Origin of the sequence: Kitasatospora sp. DSM 101779 (assembly GCF_025655475.1) — a bacterium.
In the GTDB taxonomy this organism is placed as follows: Bacteria; Actinomycetota; Actinomycetes; order Streptomycetales; family Streptomycetaceae; genus Kitasatospora.
Genome location: NZ_JAHTIK010000001.1, coordinates 6,501,504 through 6,520,761, shown reverse-complemented (window position 1 = coordinate 6,520,761; position 19,258 = coordinate 6,501,504). Strand labels below are relative to the sequence as shown.

The 19,258-nt window shown below is 73.4% G+C and carries 16 protein-coding genes; 5 read left to right on the top strand and 11 right to left on the bottom strand.

The window, feature by feature from the left end; translation table 11 throughout:
• Positions 1-137 precede the first annotated feature (137 nt).
• The 7 genes from KSNIM_RS29675 to KSNIM_RS29645 all read right to left on the bottom strand — a co-directional run bounded on the left by KSNIM_RS29675 (position 138) and on the right by KSNIM_RS29645 (position 10,884).
• A complete protein-coding gene (locus tag KSNIM_RS29675; protein ID WP_263106202.1) occupies positions 138-1,181 on the bottom strand; it encodes a LacI family DNA-binding transcriptional regulator in 1,044 nt (347 codons plus the stop codon).
• 1 nt (position 1,182) lies between these two features.
• Positions 1,183-2,904, bottom strand: a complete 1,722-nt coding sequence (locus KSNIM_RS29670) for a glycoside hydrolase family 13 protein (protein WP_263106201.1) — start codon at positions 2,902-2,904, stop codon at positions 1,183-1,185.
• 104 nt (positions 2,905-3,008) lie between these two features.
• Positions 3,009-3,914 carry a sugar ABC transporter permease gene (locus tag KSNIM_RS29665; protein WP_263106200.1) on the bottom strand — a complete coding sequence of 302 codons (906 nt, stop codon included), beginning with the start codon at positions 3,912-3,914 and terminating at the stop codon, positions 3,009-3,011.
• Between the two features lie 49 nt (positions 3,915-3,963).
• A complete protein-coding gene (locus KSNIM_RS29660) occupies positions 3,964-4,965 on the bottom strand; it encodes a carbohydrate ABC transporter permease (RefSeq protein ID WP_263106199.1) in 1,002 nt (333 codons plus the stop codon).
• A 73-nt stretch (positions 4,966-5,038) separates the two neighbouring features.
• Entirely contained in the window at positions 5,039-6,322 is a 1,284-nt protein-coding gene (locus tag KSNIM_RS29655; protein ID WP_263106198.1) for an extracellular solute-binding protein, read from the bottom strand.
• A 376-nt stretch (positions 6,323-6,698) separates the two neighbouring features.
• Complete coding sequence (locus KSNIM_RS29650) at positions 6,699-7,766, bottom strand: aldose epimerase family protein (protein WP_263106197.1); 1,068 nt, start codon at positions 7,764-7,766, stop codon at positions 6,699-6,701.
• Positions 7,767-7,923: 157 nt separating this feature from the next.
• Entirely contained in the window at positions 7,924-10,884 is a 2,961-nt protein-coding gene (locus KSNIM_RS29645; protein ID WP_263106196.1) for an ATP-binding protein, read from the bottom strand.
• Positions 10,885-11,166: 282 nt separating this feature from the next.
• On the opposite strand from KSNIM_RS29645, the gene KSNIM_RS29640 reads away from it, so the two are divergent.
• Complete coding sequence (locus KSNIM_RS29640) at positions 11,167-12,117, top strand: terpene synthase family protein (RefSeq protein WP_263106195.1); 951 nt, start codon at positions 11,167-11,169, stop codon at positions 12,115-12,117.
• 154 nt (positions 12,118-12,271) lie between these two features.
• Here KSNIM_RS29640 and KSNIM_RS29635 read toward each other — a convergent pair whose 3' ends face one another.
• Entirely contained in the window at positions 12,272-12,694 is a 423-nt protein-coding gene (locus KSNIM_RS29635) for a DUF6325 family protein (RefSeq protein ID WP_263106194.1), read from the bottom strand.
• 185 nt (positions 12,695-12,879) lie between these two features.
• On the opposite strand from KSNIM_RS29635, the gene KSNIM_RS29630 reads away from it, so the two are divergent.
• A complete protein-coding gene (locus tag KSNIM_RS29630) occupies positions 12,880-13,203 on the top strand; it encodes a nuclear transport factor 2 family protein (RefSeq protein ID WP_263106193.1) in 324 nt (107 codons plus the stop codon).
• 297 nt (positions 13,204-13,500) lie between these two features.
• Here KSNIM_RS29630 and KSNIM_RS29625 read toward each other — a convergent pair whose 3' ends face one another.
• Positions 13,501-14,727 (bottom strand): serine hydrolase domain-containing protein, encoded by a 1,227-nt coding sequence (locus KSNIM_RS29625; RefSeq protein ID WP_263108167.1) that lies wholly within the window; start codon positions 14,725-14,727, stop codon positions 13,501-13,503.
• Positions 14,728-14,880: 153 nt separating this feature from the next.
• On the opposite strand from KSNIM_RS29625, the gene KSNIM_RS29620 reads away from it, so the two are divergent.
• Positions 14,881-15,390, top strand: a complete 510-nt coding sequence (locus KSNIM_RS29620; RefSeq protein WP_263106192.1) for an NUDIX hydrolase — start codon at positions 14,881-14,883, stop codon at positions 15,388-15,390.
• Here KSNIM_RS29620 and KSNIM_RS29615 read toward each other — a convergent pair.
• Together KSNIM_RS29615 and KSNIM_RS29610 are read right to left on the bottom strand one after the other, a co-directional pair.
• Positions 15,366-16,028: a cytochrome b/b6 domain-containing protein gene (locus KSNIM_RS29615; RefSeq protein WP_263106191.1), complete on the bottom strand. Its 663-nt coding sequence runs from the start codon at positions 16,026-16,028 to the stop codon at positions 15,366-15,368. The two genes, KSNIM_RS29620 and KSNIM_RS29615, sit on opposite strands and share 25 nt — an antisense overlap.
• The gene (locus KSNIM_RS29610) at positions 16,012-16,665 is read right to left on the bottom strand and encodes a molybdopterin-dependent oxidoreductase (RefSeq protein WP_263108166.1); all 654 of its coding nucleotides are present in this window, start codon (positions 16,663-16,665) and stop codon (positions 16,012-16,014) included. The genes KSNIM_RS29615 and KSNIM_RS29610 overlap by 17 nt, the downstream gene beginning before the upstream one ends.
• A gap of 184 nt (positions 16,666-16,849) precedes the next feature.
• On the opposite strand from KSNIM_RS29610, the gene KSNIM_RS29605 reads away from it, so the two are divergent.
• Positions 16,850-17,638 (top strand): TetR/AcrR family transcriptional regulator, encoded by a 789-nt coding sequence (locus tag KSNIM_RS29605; RefSeq protein WP_263106190.1) that lies wholly within the window; start codon positions 16,850-16,852, stop codon positions 17,636-17,638.
• A 132-nt stretch (positions 17,639-17,770) separates the two neighbouring features.
• Positions 17,771-19,258: hypothetical protein (locus KSNIM_RS29600; RefSeq protein WP_411543795.1), on the top strand; the 1,488-nt coding region annotated here is incomplete at its 3' end.

Below are 19,258 nucleotides of genomic sequence, written 5' to 3'. Positions count from 1 at the left end.
CGCCCCTGTGTGGTTGCCCCACGCCCCGGGTGGGTTCGCCACGCCCCTGGGGCCGCCCCGAAACGCCCTGTGGCCCCGGAGAGGGCTCTCCGGGGCCACAGGGGTGTGCCTCCGGCCATCGGCCGGGTGGCGGGGTGTCAGCGCACGCTGGCACCGGTGGAGCCGCGCATCACGAGCTCCGGCTGGAACATGAACTCCGCGCGCTGCGCGGGGTTGCCGCCGACCTCCTCCAGCAGGGCGTCCACGGCCGCGATGGCCATGGCCTCCACCGGCTGGCGGATCGTGGTCAGCGGCGGCTCGGTGAACGCTATCAGCGGCGAGTCGTCGAACCCGACCACCGAGACGTCCTGCGGCACCGCGAGCCCGCGCTGCCGGGCCGCCCGGATCGCGCCGAGCGCCATCATGTCGCTGCCGCAGACGATCGCGGTGCAGCCCTTGTCGAGCAGCACACCGGCCGCGGCGTGCCCGCCCTCCACGCTGAACAGCGTGTGGTGGACCCAGCCGTCGGCCTCCTCCGGGGTCAGCCCGAGCAGTTCCTGCACGGCCGCCCGGAAGCCCTCGACCTTCCGGAGCACCGGCACGAAGCGCCGCTGCCCGATCGCGAGGCCGATCTTCGTGTGGCCGAGCTCGACCAGGTGCTGGACGGCCATCCACATCGCGGCGCGGTCGTCCGGCGAGATGAACGGCGCGGCGATCCGCTCGCTGTAGCCGTTGATCATCACGAACGGCACCTGGCGGCCGATCAGCTTGTTGTACCGCTCGTGGTCGGCGGTGGTGTCCGCGTGCAGGCCGGAGACGAAGACGATTCCGGACACCCCCCGCTCCACCAGCAGCTCCACGAGCTCGTCCTCGGTGGAACCACCGGGGGTCTGGGTGCACAGGACCGGCGTGTAGCCGTGCCGGCTGAGCACCTGCTCGATCACCTGCGCGAGCGCCGGGAAGATCGGGTTGTTCAGCTCCGGGATGATCAGGCCGATCAGACCCGCACTGCGCTGCCGCAGCCGGGTCGGCCTCTCGTACCCGAGCACGTCGAGAGCGGCCAGTACGGTCTGGCGGGTGGTCGCGGAGACGCCCGCCTTGCCGTTGAGGACGCGGCTGACGGTGGCTTCACTGACCCCCGCCTGCGCCGCGATGTCCGAGAGTCGCGCCGTAGTCACGATCCCAGAGCCTATTGCAACCATCTCAGACCGCCCACCAAACGGTGCTGTCCGCTGCCAGCAGAATCTCTCCGTCCACGGCCTCGGTGTCCGCGGAGGACAGCAGGATACGTCCGGGAGCGGCCATCCGGACCGGCGCACCGGTGGTGTTGGAGGTGCAGACGAAGGAGCCCTGCGCGCTGTCCCGGCGGAAGGCGAGGACGCCCTCCGGCGACTCCAGCCAGGTCAGCTCGGTGCCGGCGCCGAGCGCGGGGTGCTCGCGCCGGACGGCCAGCGCCGAGCGGTACAGCTCCAGGGTGGACGTGGGGTCGCCGGTCTGGACCTCCACGCTCAGGTCGGCCCACTCGGCCGGCTGCGGCAGCCAGCTCGGACCGCCCTCGGCGGGGCCGAAGCCGTACGGGGCCTCGGTGCCGGACCACGGGATCGGCACCCGGCAGCCGTCGCGGAAGCCGTCCTGGCCGGAGGCGCGGAGGAAGGACGGGTCCTGGCGGACCTCGTCCGGCAGGTCGGTGACGTCCGGCAGGCCGAGCTCCTCGCCCTGGTAGACGTAGGCGGAGCCGGGCAGGGCCAGCATCAGCAGGCTGGCGGCGCGGGCGCGGCGCAGGCCGAGCTCGCGGTCGCCGGCGGTGCGGATCTGGGTGCCGAGGCCCGGCTCGTTGGCGAACCGGGTGGCGTGCCGGGTGACGTCGTGGTTGGAGAGCACCCAGGTGGTGGGGGCGTCGACCGGGCGCATCGAGTCGAGCGAGACGTCGATCACCTCGCGCAGCTCGTCGGCGGCCCAGGAGGTGCCCAGGTACTGGAAGTTGAAGGCCTGGTGCAGCTCGTCGGGGCGGACGTAGTTGGCGGTGCGCTGGACGGTGGGGGTCCAGGCCTCGGCGACGCCGATCCGCTGGCCCGGGTACTCGTCGAGGATCTTGCGCCAGTCGCGGTAGATCTCGTGGACGCCGTCCTGGTCGAAGAAGGGCATCACGTCGTTGCCGAGCAGCTTGAGCTGGTCGCCCTCGCCGCCGATGTCGGGCAGGCCAGCCTGCTTGACCATGCCGTGCGCGACGTCGATCCGGAAGCCGTCGACGCCCATGTCCAGCCAGAACCGCAGGATCGAGCGGAACTCGTCGGCGACGGCCCGGTTCTCCCAGTTGAAGTCGGGCTGCTCCGGGGCGAAGAGGTGCAGGTACCACTCGCCCGGGGTGCCGTCCGGGTTGACGGACCGGGTCCAGGCCGGGCCGCCGAAGATCGACTCCCAGTTGTTGGGCGGCAGCTCGCCGTTCTCGCCCTTGCCGGGGCGGAAGTGGTAGCGGTCGCGCAGCGGGGAGCCGGGGCCCTCCCGCAGCGCGCGCTGGAACCACTCGTGCTGGTCGGAGGAGTGGTTGGGGACGAGGTCGACGATGATCCGCAGGCCGAGCGCGTGCGCGTCGCGGATCAGCCCGTCGGCGTCCAGCAGGGTGCCGAACATCGGGTCGACCGCGCGGTAGTCGGAGACGTCGTAGCCGGCGTCGGCCTGCGGGGAGGCGTAGAACGGGGAGAGCCAGACCGCGTCGACGCCGAGGTCGCGCAGGTAGGGCAGTCGGCTGCGGATGCCCGGCAGGTCGCCCATGCCGTCGCCGTTGGAGTCGGCGAAGCTGCGCGGGTACACCTGGTAGATGACCGCGTCCCGCCACCAGCCTCTGCTCGCGCCCGCACTCGCTGCGATGGGCTCGGCGGCGGGAACGGGGGCGGGCCGGGAGGCGTCGGCCAGGTTCTGGGTCATTGGTCAGTCATCCCTTGGGGATTCGCGGCGAACAGAGCGTTGTGTGACGGTACGTCAGCCCGTCGGCCTCAGTGGGCACTTCGGCCGCTCGGTGCGTGATTTCGTCAGGACTTGGCGGCACCGGCGGTCAGTCCGGTGACGAGGTGGCGCTGGACGAGGTAGAAGACCAGCGCGGCGGGCAGCGCGATCAGCACCGAGGTGGTGGCCATCAGCTGCCACTGGTGGTCGTGCTCGCTGATGAAGGACTGCAGGCCGACGGCGAGCGTGTACTTGTCCGAGCTGAGCATGAAGGTCGAGGCGAAGGCCACCTCGGCCCAGGCGGTGAGGAAGGAGTAGAAGGCGGCGACGGCCAGGCCCGGGCGGGCCAGCGGCAGGATCAGCCGCCAGAAGGTGCCGAAGGGGGAGAGTCCGTCGACCCGGCCGGCCTCGTCGATCTCCACCGGGATGGTGTCGAAGTAGCCCTTCAGCAGCCAGGCGCAGTACGGGACGGTGGTGCCGGAGTAGACCAGGATCAGGCCGAAGTAGCTGTCCAGCAGCTGGAGGTTGGACAGGATGTAGTACATCGGCACGATCAGCACGGCGATCGGGAACATCTGGGTCACCAGCAGCGTCCACATCAGCTGCTTGTGGCCGGCGAAGCGCATCCGGGAGACGGCGTAGCCGGTGCTGGCGGCGAGCATGACGCCGACCACGGTGGTGCCGCCGGCGACGATCACCGAGTTGCCGAACCAGCTGAAGAAGTCGGTCTGGTTGAGCACCTTGTCGTAGTTCGACAGGGTCGCCTTGCCGAGGATCTGCCCGGGGTGCAGGTAGTCCATGTCGTCCGGGCCGAGCGAGATGTAGGCGATGTAGACGACGGGGAAGAGCGCGATCAGGCTGGCCGCGATCAGTGCGAGGTGGCTGAGCGCGGTGGCGACGGGGCTGCGCTGCTCACGGCTGCGGACCTTCGCCGGCCGGGCTGCGTGGGCGGCCGAGGAGCGGGCGGCCGGTCGTTCGGTGGTGGTGGTCATCGGGTACCTGCCTCGTGGATGTCGCTGGTCTGCTGGATGCGCGCGGCGCTCAGCCGTTCGCCTGCTCGTTGCGGGCGAGCCAACGGCGGTAGAAGCTCGTGAAGACGATCAGGAGCGAGAGCAGCAGCACGCCGTAGGTGGCGGACTGCGCGTAGTCGCGGGGCATCTGGCCGAAGCCGAGGCGGTAGGCCCAGGTGACCAGGATCTGGGCGTCGGGGGCGCCGTTGCCGAACAGCAGGAAGATGACGGCGAACTGGTTGAAGGTCCAGATCACGCCGAGCAGGACGACGGTGCTGCTGACGGTGCGCAGGCCCGGCAGGGTGACGTAGCGGAAGCGCTGCCAGGGGCTGGCGCCGTCCATCTCGGCGGCCTCGTACAGCTCGGCCGGGATGGACTGCAGGCCGCCGAGGAGCGAGACCATCATGAAGGGCACGCCGACCCAGGTGTTGACCGCGATGGCGGCGGCCTTCTGCGCGAACGGGTCGGAGAGCCAGCCGGGCTCCGGCAGGCCGACGGAGCCGAGGACGGCGTTGATCGCACCGCCGTCGGCGAGCATCAGGCGCCAGGAGAAGACGGTGACGAAGGTCGGCACGGCCCAGGGCAGGATCAGCAGCATGCGGTAGAGGCCGCGGCCGCGGAGCTTCTGGTTGAGCAGCAGGGCCAGCGCCAGGCCGATGGAGTAGTGCAGGAGGACGCAGATGGCCGTCCAGGCGATCGTCCACACGAAGTGCGACCAGAATCGGTCGTACGAGCCGGGGCCCCACAGCACATCGGCGTAGTTGTGCAGGCCGACGAACGTGAAGCTGTCCGGGATGTGGTTGACGCCGATCTGGCGGCCGGTGTTGAGGCTGGTGGCGTCGGTGAGCGTCAGGTAGACGCCGCGCACGAGCGGATAGCCGACGAGCACGCCGAGCACGATCACGACTGGCGCGATCATGGCGTAGGCGTACCAGTACTTGCTGTACGAGAGCTTGATGCGCTCCACGAGGCCCGGACGCGGTTCGCGGCCGCGGCTGCTCTTGCCGGGAGCGCCCTGCACGGCGACTGCCATTGTTGACACCTTTTCGGGAGGTCCGCCGCCTCGCGTCGGCGACTGGGTCTTCGTACGGGGGCGGCCGGGGGTGTTACTTGGCGAAGCCGGGGAGGAGCTTCGCGTAGTCGACGGCGGTGGCGTCGAGGCCGGTCTTGGTGTCGGCCTGGCCCTGGACGATCTTGGCGAGGTTGGTGCCGATCGAGGCGAACAGCGAGCCGTACTCGGGCAGCTCGGGCCGCGGCTGGGCGGAGCTCAGGATGGCCTGGTAGCCCGCGATGCCCAGGTTGGCCTTGACCTCGGCGGTGTAGGCGTCACCACGGGTCGGCAGGGTGGAGTTCTTCAGCGCGAGGGTGGTCTGGCTCTCGGCCGAGGTCAGGAACGCGGCGAGCTTCTCGGCAGCGGCCTTGTGGGCGGCGTCGGAGCCGGCGTAGACGGAGACGTTGTGGCCGCCGGTGGGGGCGCCGGCCTTGCCGGTGGAGCCGGCCGGGACGGGCGCGATGCCCAGGTTCGCCTTGTTGCTGAACGCGGCGCCCTTGTAGACGTTGGTGATCTCCCAGGGGCCCTGGATGATCATCGCGACCTTGCCGGTGTTGAACGCGTCCATCATGTGGGCGTACGAGTCGGTCGTGGTGTCGGCCTTGACGGTGCCGGGCGAGGTGAACATCGTCTTGTAGGTCTCGACGGCCTTGACGGCCTCGGGCGAGTTGATGCTGATCTTCTTGCCCTTGGCGTCCACCATGTCGGTGCCCTCGCCGAAGAGGAACGGCATCGCGTAGTAGCCGTCGCCGGCCCGCATGAAGAAGCCGTCCACGCCGGCCTTGTCCTTGACCAGGGCGGCGTCGGCCTTGAGCTCGTCCCAGGTCGCGGGGGCCTTGGTGATGCCGGCCTTGGCGAACAGGTCCTTGTTGTAGAGCAGGCCGAGGGTGTCGGTGACCAGCGGCGCGCCGTAGGTCTTGCCCTCGTACTTCGCCTGCTGGATCAGGCTCGGCTGGAAGGCCGACGCGTCGGGGAGCGCCGGGGTGCCGTCCAGCGGCTCCAGGAAGCCGGCCTTGGCGAAGGCGGAGGTCCAGCCGACCTCGGAGCGGAAGGCGTCCGGAGCGCCCTTGGCGCCCATCGCGGTCTGCAGCTTGTTCTGCGCCTGGTCGAACGGCACGTTGACGAAGTTGACCTTGATGTTCGGGTTGGCGGCCTCGAACTTCTGGACCAGCGCCTGGTACGTCGGAGCCTCGTTGGTGGCGTTGGACGTGTCCCAGTAGGTGATGGTGACCGGACCGCCGTCGCCCTTGGCGTCCGAGCCGGAGCCGCTGCTGCCACAGGCTGCAAGAGATACCGCAAGGGCCGCAACGAGAGCGGAGGCCGCGATGCCACGCCGCATGAGAACTCCTAGGAAGGTGGGGGTGCCCGAATTGGTGGAGGACCGCGCATAATGGCTGTCCCGTGCCGACTGCGCCGTTGCGGCCGTCGGGCTTGGGGAGGAACGTAACAGCGCCGAAAGCCAACCTGAAAGCCCTTGCAGCAACTTTCTGCAAGCGTCATTCAGATCGTTACATCCGCGTGTCCTCCGAGTTGCCGTCACACGAACCCGCCCCGGGACCCCCTGTGGCCTGCATCGCTCCTGGCCGGCCGGGGCATGCGAACGGCCCGTGCCGGCCGGGTCGTCCCCGGCGGCAACGGGCCGTCGTTGCGGTGGTTTGCAGCAACCTTTCCCGGTCGGGCGGGCTCGCGGCCCCTCCCCGGACGGTCGCCGGGCCTCAGACGGTGCCCAGGCGCAGCACCGTCGTCGAGCGGAACTCCTCGCCCGGACGCAGCACCGTCGACGGGTACGAGGGGTGGTGCGGCGAGTCCGGGTGGTGCTGGGTCTCCAGGGCGACGCCGGCGTACGGGCCGTACGGGACGCCGCGGGCGCCGGTGACCGCGCCGTGGAAGCCGTTGGCGGTGTAGACCTGGATGCCGGGCTCGGTGGTGAGCACCTCCAGGGTGCGGCCGCTCTCCGGGTCCTCCAGCAGGGCGGCGCGGGCCGGGCTGCCGTCGGCGGGGCGCTCGCGCAGCACCCAGTTGTGGTCGTAGCCGCGGGCGGCGGCCACCTGCGGGTGGTTCTCGGCGATCCCCTTGCCGATCGGCCGGGCGGTGGTGAAGTCGAAGGGTGTGCCGGCCACCGCCTCGAACGGCCCGAGCGGGATCTGCCGGGCGTCGACCGGGGTGTAGTGGTCGGCGTCCAGGGTGAGCAGGTGGCCGAGCACGTCGCCGCTGCCCTCGCCGGCGAGGTTGAAGTAGGCGTGGTTGGTCAGGTTGACCACGGTGGGCTTGCTGGTGACGGCGTGGTAGTCGATGGTCACGGCGTCGGCGGAGAGGGTGTAGGAGACGGTGACGTCGAGTCCGCCGGGGAAGCCCTGGTCGCCGTCGGGGCTGTGCAGCTTCAGCCGGACGCCGCCGGGGATCTCCTCGGCCTCCCAGATCCGGTGGGCGAAGCCGTCCGGGCCGCCGTGCAGGGTGACGCCGTTGCCGGTGGGGGCGAGCGGGTACTCCTCGCCGTCGACGGTGATCCGGGAGTCGGCGATCCGGTTGGCGTAGCGGCCGACGGTGGTGCCGTAGTGGCGGGCGGCGCCGAGGATCAGCGGGAGTTCCTCGGTGGAGAGCAGGATCTGCTCGGGCGTGCCGGAGCGGTCGGGTGCGGTGAGGGTGTGCAGGGTGGCGCCAAGGGTGAGGACGCTGGCCTCCAGCGGGCCGTTGCGCAGGGTCCAGCGCTCGATCGCCGCGCCCGCGCCGCTGGGTTCGAAGGGCCCGTGCCGGACCTCCGTGGCCTGTGCGGATGCCGCCATGGCCTGCTCCTCACCGAAGCGGCCGCGACCGCCTCACCTCGACAGCTGTTCGATTATGGGCGATCTTGTCGCTCCGGGAGCAGCCTAGCCCGGCCGGGGCCCGGCACGGCGCTGCTGCGCCGTACGTGCCCCGGCCGGTCGGCGGCGTCGGCCGGGCTCAGGCGCCGTCGCCGTCGCGGGAGTCCTTGTCGGGCAGCCCGAGGGCGGCCGCCAGGCCCTCCGGCCCGGTGCCCGCTTTGCGGTGCACGGCGGCCAGCCGGCGGTGCACCAGGCTGAGCGGCAGGTCGAGGTGGTCGGCGATCCGCTGCGGCGGCAGGCCGCGGACGGCGAGTTCGGCGACCTCCCACTCGTGCTGGCTGAGGGCGTCCTTGGTGAGCGTGCGGAGCCGGTTGGGGCGCAGCCCGGAGACGGAGAGCTCGCGGCGGGCGCGGGCGACCAGGCCGTCGGCGCCGCACTGCTGGGCGAGCTCCATGCCCTGGTACAGGTACTCACCGGCGTCGACCAGCCGGCCACTGCGGCGCAGGGCGGCGCCGAGGTCCACCAGGGCGTGCGCGTGCTCGTGGCCGGCCGGGGACTGGCCCAGCACGGCCACCGCCTCCTCCAGGAGCTCGACCGCGACCGGGCCGTCGCTGACGGCGGCCTGCAGACGCAGGGCCGCGCCGACCGCGGAGGCCGAGCCGAAGTGCCGGGCGCGGTCCACGCCGAGCTGCGCGTACTCGCGGGCGCCGTCCGGGTCGTCCGGCGCGAGGGCGAGCGCGAGGTGGCCGGCCCAGGGTGCCCAGACGGTGTTGTGGCGGCCGCGGGCGGTGAGCTGATCGCCGACCTGCCGCAGCACCTTGGCGGCCTCGGTGAGCTCGCCGCGGGCGAGCAGCAGCTTGCCGTAGAGGGTGGGCGCGTCGGGCAGCACCATCGCGGTCTCGTGGTACGGCGGGGCGAAGCGGTACTGCTGGGCGAGCTCCCAGGCCTCCTGGACACGGCCGCGGGCGAGCAGGGTGTCGGCGAGCACGCCGACGATGTCCCACTGCAGCGGCAGGTCGGGGGCGATCCGCTCGGAGATCCGCAGACCGCGGCGGAGGAAGTCCTCGGCCTCCAGCAGGAAGCCGCGGCGGAACCGGACGAGACCCATCAGGAAGTAGGCGAAGCCGCGGTGGGCGCCGCTCCAGCCGGCGACCTCGAACTCCATGATCGCGTCGGAGAACAGCCGCTCGGCGCGGATGAGTTCGTCGGTGTAGGTGAGGGTGAGGCCGATCAGGGCGGGCAGTTCGAAGCCCCAGGTGGTGCCCGTCCAGCCGAGTTCGGCGGGCAGCCGGCCGTTGACCAGGGCCCGGTCGGCGAGCTCCACGGCACGGGCGGCGGACTCGCCGCGCAGCGTGAGGTCCCAGGCCCGCATGGCCATCACGGCGCGTTCGGCGCTGTCGCGGCCGGTGAGCGAGGCGGCAAGCTCGTCCAAGCGCTGGGAGCGGCCGACGGCGTCGTCCTCGTCGCGCTGGAAGGCGGCCCACATGAAGTGCGCCGCCTGCAGGCGCAGCCGGCCCGGGCCGTGCGGGGTGCGCTGCGCCTCCTCCTGGCAGACCGTCGCGGCCCGGGTCAGCTGCCCGGCGTGGGCGAGCGCCTCGGAGAGCCGGAAGGTGGCGTCGGCCCGCAGCGCGGCGCTGAGGCCGTTCTCCGGCTCCAGGGCCATGGTGAGCTGGTTGACGGTGGCGGCCGGGTCGGTGAGCAGGGCGGAACAGCCGAGCTCGTACATCACCTCGGCGCGGATGTCGTCGTCCGGCGGCTCGTTGAGGGCGCGTTCGAGGCAGCGCTTGGCGGCGTCCGGGGCGCCGATCGCGAGATGTTCCTGGGCGGCCTTGCGCAGCTTGCGGACGATGGCGTCGTCGCCCTCCGGCAGCACCTCCAGCAGGTGCCGGGAGGCGGCGAGCATGGTGCCGCCGGCGTTCTCGATGGCGGTGGCCGCGATGCCGTGCATGGCGGTCTTGGTGGCGGCCGGCATGGTGAGGTAGATCGAGGTGCCGATCAGCGGGTGGACGAACTCCAGCCGGCCGTTGGGCTGGCTGGTGAGGACGCGCTGGCGGCGCAGCAGGCGCACGGACTCCTCGGCCTGGTCGGGCCCCTGGGCGGAGATGGTGGCGGCGAGGCTCTGCCGGATGTCGGTGCCGAGCAGGGCGGCGGCCCAGGCGAACCGCAGGGTGGTGGGGCCGAGCTTGTCCAGCCAGTGCTGCAGGGTCTCGCCGCGGGCCGCGGCGGCGAGGTCGTGCAGCCTGCGGGCGTTCTCCTCGCTGGGCTCCAGCGCCTGGTCGCGGACCTCGCGGAGCAGGGCGACGACCTCGTACGGGGTACCGCCGGTGACCGCCCAGACCTGGCGGCAGAAGGCGTCCTCGGCGTGCGGGCCGAGCTCGGCGCGGACGAGGTCGGCGACGGTGTCCGGGGTGAGGCGGCGCAGTTCGTGGCGGTGCTGGGCGATGGACTCGATCTGGTGGCGCAGCGGGAGCGCCTTGTGGTCGAACTCGTCGCGGTAGGCGAGGACGAGCAGGACGGGCAGTTCGCGGGAGCGGACGGCGAAGGCGGCGAGCCAGCTGAGGGACTCCTGGTCGGCCCAGTGGAGGTCGTCGACCACCATCACCAACGGGGCCCGGCGCGGCGCGAGTTGGGTGAAGACGAAGTCGAGGCCGTCGCGCACGCCCTGCGGGTCGAGCGGCTCCAGCTCGTCGGACGGCGGGACGAGGCCGATCGCGGGGCCGACGATGCCGTACCAGTTGCCGAAGACCTCCTGCTTCTCGTCCTCGAGCAGCGCGCCGAGCACCGGCTGCAGCAACTGCCGCAGCACGCGGAAGGGTTCGTTGCGCTGGCGCTCGCCGCCGCGGGCGAAGAGCACAGTGCAGTCGGGCTGGAGCTTGGCCAGGCGGCGGACCCGGTGCAGCAGCGAGGTCTTGCCCATGCCGCCGGGGCCGGAGTAGCACAGCACCTCGCCGATCTCGGTGCCGCCGGCGGCGAACTTGCGGCAGAGCCGGGCTACCGCCTCGTCGGCGGCGTGCAGTTCCGCGTCGCGCTCGCGCAGGGTCTCCTCGGTCGGCGAGGTGACGTACTCCTGTTCGCCCTGCCCGTTCTGATCTGCCGCCACCGCCGCGCCTCCGCCTCGTCCGTTCGTCGTTCCGCAAACGACCCTAGCGCCGTGCACGCCCGCGCGGGCGGCATTCGTGCAGGCCCCGGCGGGAGCCGAGGGTTGAGGGCGCGGGGCCAGGGCAAGTGCCCTGGTGCGCATGCCATCTGATGATCCGATCGGGTAGTCTGCCGGGCCGGACGGCACAGTCGATCTTCAGCACGTCCCAGTATTCAGCATCGGGGTCACCGCACGACGCTCACGCACAGCACCGGATCGAAGAGTCACCTGGCTGGGAGCACCATGTCCGACGACAGCTCGCTCGACTTCCCGTTCCCGCACCGGCGCAGCGGGCACCACGCCCACGCCGCCGAACGGCACCGCGCGTGGCTCGACCGCCACCGCGAGCTGGCGGACGTCGCGGACGCCACGGTCTACGGCCACTGGGAGGTCGCCGAGCTCGCCGCATTCAGCCATCCGGACGCCGACCCCGACGAACTCGTCCTCGCCGCCGACATGTTGGGCTTCTTCTTTCTCTTCGACGACCAGTTCGACAGCTCGCTGGGCCGCCGCCCGGCCGAGGTCGCCCGGATCTGCGACCGGATGACCACGATCCTGCACGGAGCCCTGCCGGACGGCACCTCCGACGTGGAGCGGGCCTTCGCGGACCTGTGGAGACGGTCCACGGCCGGCATGCCCGGCCGCTGGCGGGCGCGGGCCGCGGCCAACTGGGAGTGGTACTTCGCCAGCCATCCCGCCGAGGCGGCCGGCCGCGCCTCCGGCCGGATCCCGGACCGCGAGGGCTATCTGACGCTCCGTCGGGGAACGGCGGCCATGGAGACCATCTTCGACATGGTGGAGCGGCTCGGCCGGTTCACGGTGCCCCAGAGCACCTTCCACCACCCGGTGCTGCGGCAGCTGCGCCAGGTCGCCGCCGACATCCCCTCGTACAGCAACGACGTCCACTCCTACCCGCTGGAGGCGCCGCGCGGGGACGTGTACAACCTGGTGATGATCGTCCAGCGGGAGCGCTCCTGCCCGCCGGAGGAGGCCTGCTCGATCGTCCTCGCCGAGGCGCAGCTGCTGGTCGACCGTTACACCCGGCTGCTCGCCGAACTGCCCTGCGCCTTCCGCGAGCTGGAGCTCGACGAGGAGCAGCGCGGCATCGCGCAGCGCTACGCCGACGGCATGACCGCCTGGCTGGCGGGCTACCTGCACTGGGAACGGCGGACGGGCCGCTACCGCACCGGGTGATCGGCGATGCACCCACCGTAGCGGAACGGGCGCCCTGCGACCAGAGCCTCCGGCACACCTGTGCGGAGATGAAGGACACATCCCGGGCGCGGGAACTGCGCAGCTCGGATGTGGTTCGCCGGACGGACCGGGGCCTGCCCCGAACGGCGGTGCGTCAGCGCCCGTTCCGGGCGCGGGCCGCGCGGACGGCCTCCTCGATCCGCTCCGGCGGGATCCGCACGCCCGAGGCGATCCGCCCGCCGACCGCGCCGAGGGCGGCCGCGGCGCTCTGCGCCCACAGGTGCTCGATCAGCACGACCACCGCGACGGTGCCCGGGGCGAGCAGGGCGGCAGCCTCCTCGGCGTCGGCCGGTCCGATCAGCGGCAGCTCGTGCCCGCCGGCCGCGACCACCCCGTGCAGGTGCTCCACCTCACCGACCTCGGCGTACTCGACGGTGCCGTCGGTGCGGCGGGTGACGACCAGGGCGTCGACCACCCGGATGTCCCCGCCCGTCCGCAGCGCGGCGAGGGCGCGGGCGCTCTCGGCGGTGATGGCCTCCTGCGGGAACGTCAGGACGATCAGTTCGGCCGGCCCCATCCAGGGCACTCCTTCCGTCGGCGGTTCCCCGCGGTGGCCCCCGGAAGCGGATCAAAGCACAGCCCGGGCCCGGTGCCGCGGAGGCGGGGCGCGGACGGCGCACGCCGCTGGCGGGCGCCCTGGCCCCGTGGTCTCTGGGAAGCACGGCACCGTGCCGTGCACCCCGGGACGAGGAGGCCCCGACCATGACGATCCCCGCCGCCAAGCTGTCCAATCCCGCCGTCCGCGCGCTGGTCAGCGCGATCAACGGGGGCGACCCGACGGCGTTCTTCGCCGTGCTGACCCCGGACGCCACGATGTCCGACGACGGTTCGGACCGCCCGCTGGCGGCCTGGGCTGAGCGGGAGATCTTCTCCTCCCGCGGGCACATGGACGTCCAGACCGAGAAGGACGGCGGCCTCGCCCTGATCGCCAACTACCGCAACGACACCTGGGGCGAGATGCGCACCGCGTGGCGGTTCACCGTGGACGGCGACCGGATCAGCCGTTTCGAGACCGGCCAGGCGTAGGCCCGCTCCGCGGCCCCGGAGGACGCCCGCCACGGCCCGGGCACACGGCGGCCCGGCCACGGTCACGCACGTATGCCCGCCGTCGACCGTCTCCGCCTCCTCCACCGGTACGGCGGTCCGGGCGCGATCGAGGTGTGGCGCTTCGGCGCCCACGCCGGCGGACGGGCCTCCCGGCAGCAGCGGCAGCTGGAGTGGCTGCGCGAACAGGGCCTGGGAGCCACGCTCCGGCACGCCGGCGGGCACGACCGGGCGCCCTCGGGCGTCCGCGGGCCCGTCCGTGCCGGCGTCGCCCGCCGGTCAGCCGGTCCTGCCTTCCAGACAGGCCCGTACGGCGGCCATCAGGCTGCGGGAGCGGATGTCGCCGGTCACGCCGGGCTGCATGCCGTTGGTGACGTAGCCGAAGCCGATGCCGAGCTCCGGGTCGGCGAAGCCGAGCGAGCCGCCGCGGCCGGGGTGGCCGAAGCTCGCCGGCGTGGCCATCGGGGAGGTGGCGGCGTGCCGGAAGAAGCCGTGGCCGAAGGTGGTGTTGACGATCAGCACCTTGTCCGGGCCGCTGACCGCGGGGCCCATCGCCTCCTTCAGCACCTCCGGGCCGAACAGGGCGGGCAGCCGCTCGCCCGGCGCGCCGCCGTGCCGGTCGGCGGCGCCGATCAGCGAGGCGTAGAACCGGGCCACCGACCGCGCGGTGCCGATGCCGCCGGCGCCGGGCACCTCGGCGGCCTGTACCGCGGGGTCGTTGAGGTCGACGGCGGCGAGCACGGCGCCGAACGCCCGGGCGGTCAGCGAGGTTCGGTCCTGGTAGGCCCGCACCACGGAGGCCTTGGGACGGACCTTCATGCCGCTCGGGCCGGTCTGCGCGGCCTCGGGCGCGGGCAGGTCGACCAGTCGGCCGACCCGTGGCGCCGCCCCCGCGGGCAGGCCGATCCACAGGTCGAGGCCGAGCGGCTGGGCGATCTCCTCGGCCAGGTAGTGGCCGATGCTGCGGCCGCTGACCCGCCGGACGACCTCGCCGACCAGCCAGCCGAAGGTGTAGGGGTGGTAGCCGTGGGCCGTGCCGGGCTCCCAGGCGGGGGCCTGCGAGGCGACCGCGGCGGCGGCCGGCTCCCAGGTCAGCAGGTCCTCCAGGCGCAGCGGCACGTCCAGCACGGGCAGTCCGGCCTGGTGCGAGAGCAGCCAGCGGACGGGGATGCGTTCCTTGCCGGCGGCCGCGAACTCGGGCCAGTAGGAGACGACCGGGGCGTCCAGGTCGAGCAGGCCCTGCTGGACGAGGTGCAGTGCGGTGGCGGCGGTGAGCCCCTTCGTGACGGAGCGCAGCACCTGGGCGGTGTCGGCGGTCCACGGCAGGGCGGGGGCGGGCCACCCGCCGACCTCGGGCCGGGCGTCGCCGCCCCACAGGTCGACCACCTTGCGGCCGTCCCGGTAGAGCGCGAAGGCGGCGCCGAGCTCGCCGTAATCGCGGAAGTTGCGGGCGAAGGCCTCACGGACGGGTTCGAAGCCCGCCGCCGTCTCGCCCCAGATCTCCACCGCTGCCACGTTCCCCGCCGTTCCTCGCCTGCGTCTCCGGTTGGAACGATAGTCGGGTGGTCCTACCGGTGCCGCCGGGGTACCGGGGCGGCACCGGCCCGGGAGGTGGCAACCGACCGCGGCCCGCCCCCCTCCGGCGGTAGTGTCCCGAGCATGACGAACCCCGCCGAAGAACTGCTCGACGTGGTGGACGACCAGGACCGGGTGGTCGGCACCGCGACCCGCGCCGAGGTGTACCGGGACGGCCTGACCCACCGCTGTGTGTTCATCCTGGTCCGCGACCCGCGGGACCGGATCTTCGTGCACCGGCGCACGGACACCAAGCTGTTCGCCCCCGGCGCCTACGACTGCTTCGTCGGCGGGGTGGTCGGCTCCGGGGAGTCGTACGCACGGGCCGCCGTCCGGGAGGCCGAGGAGGAGCTCGGGGTGCGGGGGATCGAGCCGGTGCCGCTGTTCCGGTTCCTGTTCCGGCAGGACGGGCTGTCCTGGTTCTGCGACCTGCACGAGGCCCGCTGGGACGGTCCGGTCTCCCCGCAGGTCGAGGAGGTGGCCTGGCACGGCTGGCTGACCGAGGAGGAGCTCGCCGAGCGGCTCGCCGAGTGGGACTTCGTGGCCGACGGCCGGGAGGCCTACCAGCGCTACCTGGAGTCCCGTCCGTCCTGAGGGGCCCGCTCGTCCCCAAGGTCCCAGTCGGGGTGCTCGCGGGCGGCCCAGTGCCGGTCGACCAGCCCGGTGCGCATGCCGCGGCGGGCCTCCGGGTCGCGCACCGCCATCCAGACGTGGCCGGCCACCACCACCCCCACGGCGACCGCCAGCCAGTCGTGGACGAAGGTCGCCCCGGTCCGCCAGACCAGCGGTGCCAGGTGCGTGAACCACATCAGCAGGCCCGTGCCGAGCATGACCAGCAGCGCCCCGGCGATCCACGCCGCGTACAGCTTCTGCCCGGCGTTGAACTTGCCCGCCGGCCGGTCGTACGAGCGGCGGCGGACGGCCCGCAGCCAGCGGCGGTCGGCCGCGGTGAACCGGTTCAGCCAGCCCAGGTCGGCCCGCAGCGCCCGGGAGGCGAGGCCGAGCAGCAGCGGGGCCGGCAGCATCAGTCCGCACCACTCGTGGACCACGACCACCAGCCGGCGGCGGCCGACCAGTTCGGACAGCGGCGGGTAGTAGAGCATCAGCGCAGTGGCCACGCAGGTCAGCACCAGGGCGGCGGTGACCCGGTGCACCAGGCGCTCGGCGCGGGCGAAGCGGGCCACCCGGGCGGCGGGGCGGGCGGCGTGCCCGGGGTCAGCCGGTGGGTGCATCGTCGCGTCCGTTGGAGCGGCCGACCCAGGCGTCGACGTCGTAGCCGAGGCGCTCCCAGTAGCCGGGGTGGACCTCGGGGGTCACCGTGATCCCGGAGAGCCACTTGGCCGACTTGTAGAAGTACATCGGCGCGACGTACAGCCGGACGGGGCCGCCGTGCGCGTGGCCGAGCGGGCGGTCCTGCATCCGCAGCGCGACCAGCACGTCGTCGCGGCGGGCCTGGTCGAGGGTGAGGCTCTCGCCGTACGCGCCGTCGAAGCAGCTGAACCGCACCGCGGCGGCGCCGTCCCGGACACCGGCCCGCTCCAGCAGCAGGCTGAGGCGCACCCCCTCGAACGGGGTGGCCGGCACCCGCCAGCCGGTGACGCACTGCACGTCGTGGACGATCCGGGTCTGCGGCATCGCCTGCAGGTCGGCGAGCCGCAGCGTGGTCGGCCGGTCGACCAGGCCGTCGATCCGCAGCGTGTAGTCGGCGGCCGTGCGCCCGGGCACCGACGCGACCACCGAGTAGTAGCGGAACCCGCCGCCGCCCGGCACCAGGTCGGTCAGGCCCGTCGGGTCACGGCTGGTGACCGCCTCGACGACGCGCTGCAGGTGCGGGCCCGCGGCGACGCCCGCCGCCCCGAGGCCCAGCATGCCGAGCACCACCCGGCGCCCGACCGGCGTACCGGTGGATTCGTTCACCCCTCGATTCGACCACTCCGCGCGCCCGCCGACCAGGGCCTGCGGGCCGACGTCAGACTTTCGTCACCTCTGTCCGGCGGCGGGAATCCCATGATCAGGTGATCATCCGACGGTCCGGCCTGGATAGGGTGGCGCCATGGTTTCCCGTACGCCCTCGGCGGCGCCCCGGTCGGAGGATCAGCCCAGCCGTGCCGACAAGGCGCCCCGGCGCCGGCTCAGCGTCGACGAGCGGCGGGAGCAGTTGATCGCGGTGGCCCTGGAGCTGTTCAGCCGGCGTCCCCCGGAGGAGGTGTCGATCGACGACATCGCAGCGGCGGCCGGCGCCTCCCGGCCGCTGGTGTACCACTACTTCCCCGGCAAGCAGGCGATCTACGAGGAGTCGCTGCGCCGGGCCGGCCAGGAGCTGACCGCCCGGTTCGAGGAGCCCGCCGAGGGGCCGCTGTCCGAGCGGCTGCTGCGGGTCATGGGGCGCTACCTGGACTTCGTGGACAGCCACGGCCCCGGCTTCGCCGCCCTGCTGCGCGGCGGCTCGGTCGCCGCCAGCCCGGGCACCAACGCGGTGATCGACGAGGTGCGGCGGGCCGCGCAGGAGCAGATCCTGCTGCACCTGGCCCTGCCCGGGGCGAGCCCCGGGGTGCGCCGGACCGTCCGCGCCTGGATCGCCAACGCGGAGATCAGCTCGCTCGACTGGCTGGGCGAACGAGCCGTGCCCCGCGAGGAGTTGCAGCTGCAGCTGGTGCAGGAGCTGGTCGCTGCGCTGGCCGTCACGGCCTCCCGCGAACCCGAACTGGCCGCCGAGTTCGCCGCCTTCTTCGCCGACGAGCGCCCCGACGGCCCGTGCGCGGGACTGGTCCGCGACCTCAGCGGCCTGCTCGCCGTCGACGGCATCGCCGACGCCCTCGGACACCTGGCGTCGGGTTCCTGACCGTACGCCGTACGGCCTGCCGCAACACAGCGGGGGCGAAGGGCCGGTGGGCTTCGGGGGGTCACCGCGGCGTCGGCCCGGTCTGATAGAAAGTGGACAGATTTTCCACCGAGAGCGAGGGGGGCTCGGCGCATGACTCTGGACGGTTTCGCCGGCGCGGAGCGGATCGCCGCAACACTCGACGTACTGGCCGAGGCCCTGTTGGACGAACGGGCCACCCACTACGCCGCCGGGTCCCTGACGGCCTTCCGCCGCGAGGCCCACCCGTCCGCCGACGCCCTGTTCGGCCTGCGGATCGCCCCGGGCGGGCCGGGTGTGCTGACGGTCCGTGGGCTGGGCACCGTGGTCGAGGGCGGCACGGCCCGCCGCATCGAGTCGGCCGCCGGCGCGACGGCCGCACTGGCCGCCCGGTTCGGGGCCGGCGAGGTCCGCGGGGTCGCGGTCGACGCCACCGCGGGCGACGCCGTTCCGGGTGCCTTCCGGCTGCCGGTGGCGCCCGAGCCCGGCGACGCCAAGCTCCGCCCGCCGTTCACGGCCGAACTCGCCGCACTCGCCTCCGAGCGGCCCACCCGCGCACCCGAGGAGCTGTCCACCGGCTCCGGCACCGAGGTCCGCCTGGTGGTGCCGCCGGTCTTCCATCCGCTGACCGCCCGCGGCGGCGGCGCCGCGGTCGCCGCCCACCTGGCCGAGGTCGCGGAGGAGCTGTTCGCCGGCGCCGGTCCGGCGGTGCGCCGCGACTGGTCGGTGATCGCCGCCTCGCTGGCCGGCGAGGCCGCCGCGGCCGGGGTGGTCTTCGCCGGGCTCTGCGCGCTGAGCGCCGAGGGCCGGACGAGCCACGCCTCGCTCACCGTCTCGCTCCACCGGTCCAGCGGCCCGGCCGACCGGCTGGCCGTCCAGCTGGCCGACGCACGGCCGCACGCCGAGGTCTGGACGGTCCTGCTGCCGGCCGGCCCCGCCGCGCTGCTGGTCGAGCCGCGCACCTCACCGGTGCCGGCGGAGCTCACGGCCGACGGCCGGCGCCGATGGGCCGTCAGCTCGGTCGTCGAGGCGGTGCTTCCGCTGCCGGACGGCGCCACCTCGCTGGTCCTGCAGCTCGGCACCGTGCAGGCCGAGGACTGGGAGCTGTACGCGGGCGTGTTCGCGGACGTCCTGCAGAGCGTGCAGCTCGGCTGGGACGGCGTGGGTGCCGCGCAGCCGCAGCCGGTCGCGCAGCCCGTTGCGGAGCCGGTCGCCGCCGTACCCGCACCGGCCGCTCCCCCGGCGCCCGCTCCCGTGCCCGCCCCTGCGGCGCCCGACTCCCCGGTGCCCGTCGGGCCGCCCGTCACCGCCCCGACGCTGCCGCAGGCCGTCTTCGAGCAGCCGCCGGCCGTGCCGCCGATGCCTGCGGCGCCGCCGGTGGTGCCCGCAGCTCCGCCCGCCCCCGCTCCGGCACCGGTGCCGGTCGCTGCCGAGCCCGCCCTGGCGTCGGCCGCCGAGCCTGTGCCCACCGCGGCCCCGGAGCGGCCCAAGGGCACGCCGGTGCGCGTTCCCCCGCCGGACTTCAACCCGTTCGCCCCGCCGGCACCGGCACCCGCCGCGGCACCGGCAGCCCCCGCCGGGGGACAGGCCCCGGGCGCGGGC

Bases quoted from the DNA above. Each gene is read 5' to 3' on its own strand.
- KSNIM_RS29620 (WP_263106192.1), top strand. From the start codon at position 14,881: ATGACGAACCCCGCCGAAGAACTGCTCGACGTGGTGGACGACCAGGAC.
- KSNIM_RS29660 (WP_263106199.1), bottom strand. From the start codon at position 4,965: ATGGCAGTCGCCGTGCAGGGCGCTCCCGGCAAGAGCAGCCGCGGCCGC.
- KSNIM_RS29670 (WP_263106201.1), bottom strand. From the start codon at position 2,904: ATGACCCAGAACCTGGCCGACGCCTCCCGGCCCGCCCCCGTTCCCGCC.
- KSNIM_RS29665 (WP_263106200.1), bottom strand. From the start codon at position 3,914: ATGACCACCACCACCGAACGACCGGCCGCCCGCTCCTCGGCCGCCCAC.
- KSNIM_RS29615 (WP_263106191.1), bottom strand. From the start codon at position 16,028: ATGCACCCACCGGCTGACCCCGGGCACGCCGCCCGCCCCGCCGCCCGG.
- KSNIM_RS29610 (WP_263108166.1), bottom strand. From the start codon at position 16,665: ATGCTGGGCCTCGGGGCGGCGGGCGTCGCCGCGGGCCCGCACCTGCAG.
- KSNIM_RS29605 (WP_263106190.1), top strand. From the start codon at position 16,850: ATGGTTTCCCGTACGCCCTCGGCGGCGCCCCGGTCGGAGGATCAGCCC.
- KSNIM_RS29650 (WP_263106197.1), bottom strand. From the start codon at position 7,766: ATGGCGGCATCCGCACAGGCCACGGAGGTCCGGCACGGGCCCTTCGAA.
- KSNIM_RS29635 (WP_263106194.1), bottom strand. From the start codon at position 12,694: ATGGGGCCGGCCGAACTGATCGTCCTGACGTTCCCGCAGGAGGCCATC.
- KSNIM_RS29630 (WP_263106193.1), top strand. From the start codon at position 12,880: ATGACGATCCCCGCCGCCAAGCTGTCCAATCCCGCCGTCCGCGCGCTG.
- KSNIM_RS29675 (WP_263106202.1), bottom strand. From the start codon at position 1,181: ATGGTTGCAATAGGCTCTGGGATCGTGACTACGGCGCGACTCTCGGAC.
- KSNIM_RS29640 (WP_263106195.1), top strand. From the start codon at position 11,167: ATGTCCGACGACAGCTCGCTCGACTTCCCGTTCCCGCACCGGCGCAGC.
- KSNIM_RS29655 (WP_263106198.1), bottom strand. From the start codon at position 6,322: ATGCGGCGTGGCATCGCGGCCTCCGCTCTCGTTGCGGCCCTTGCGGTA.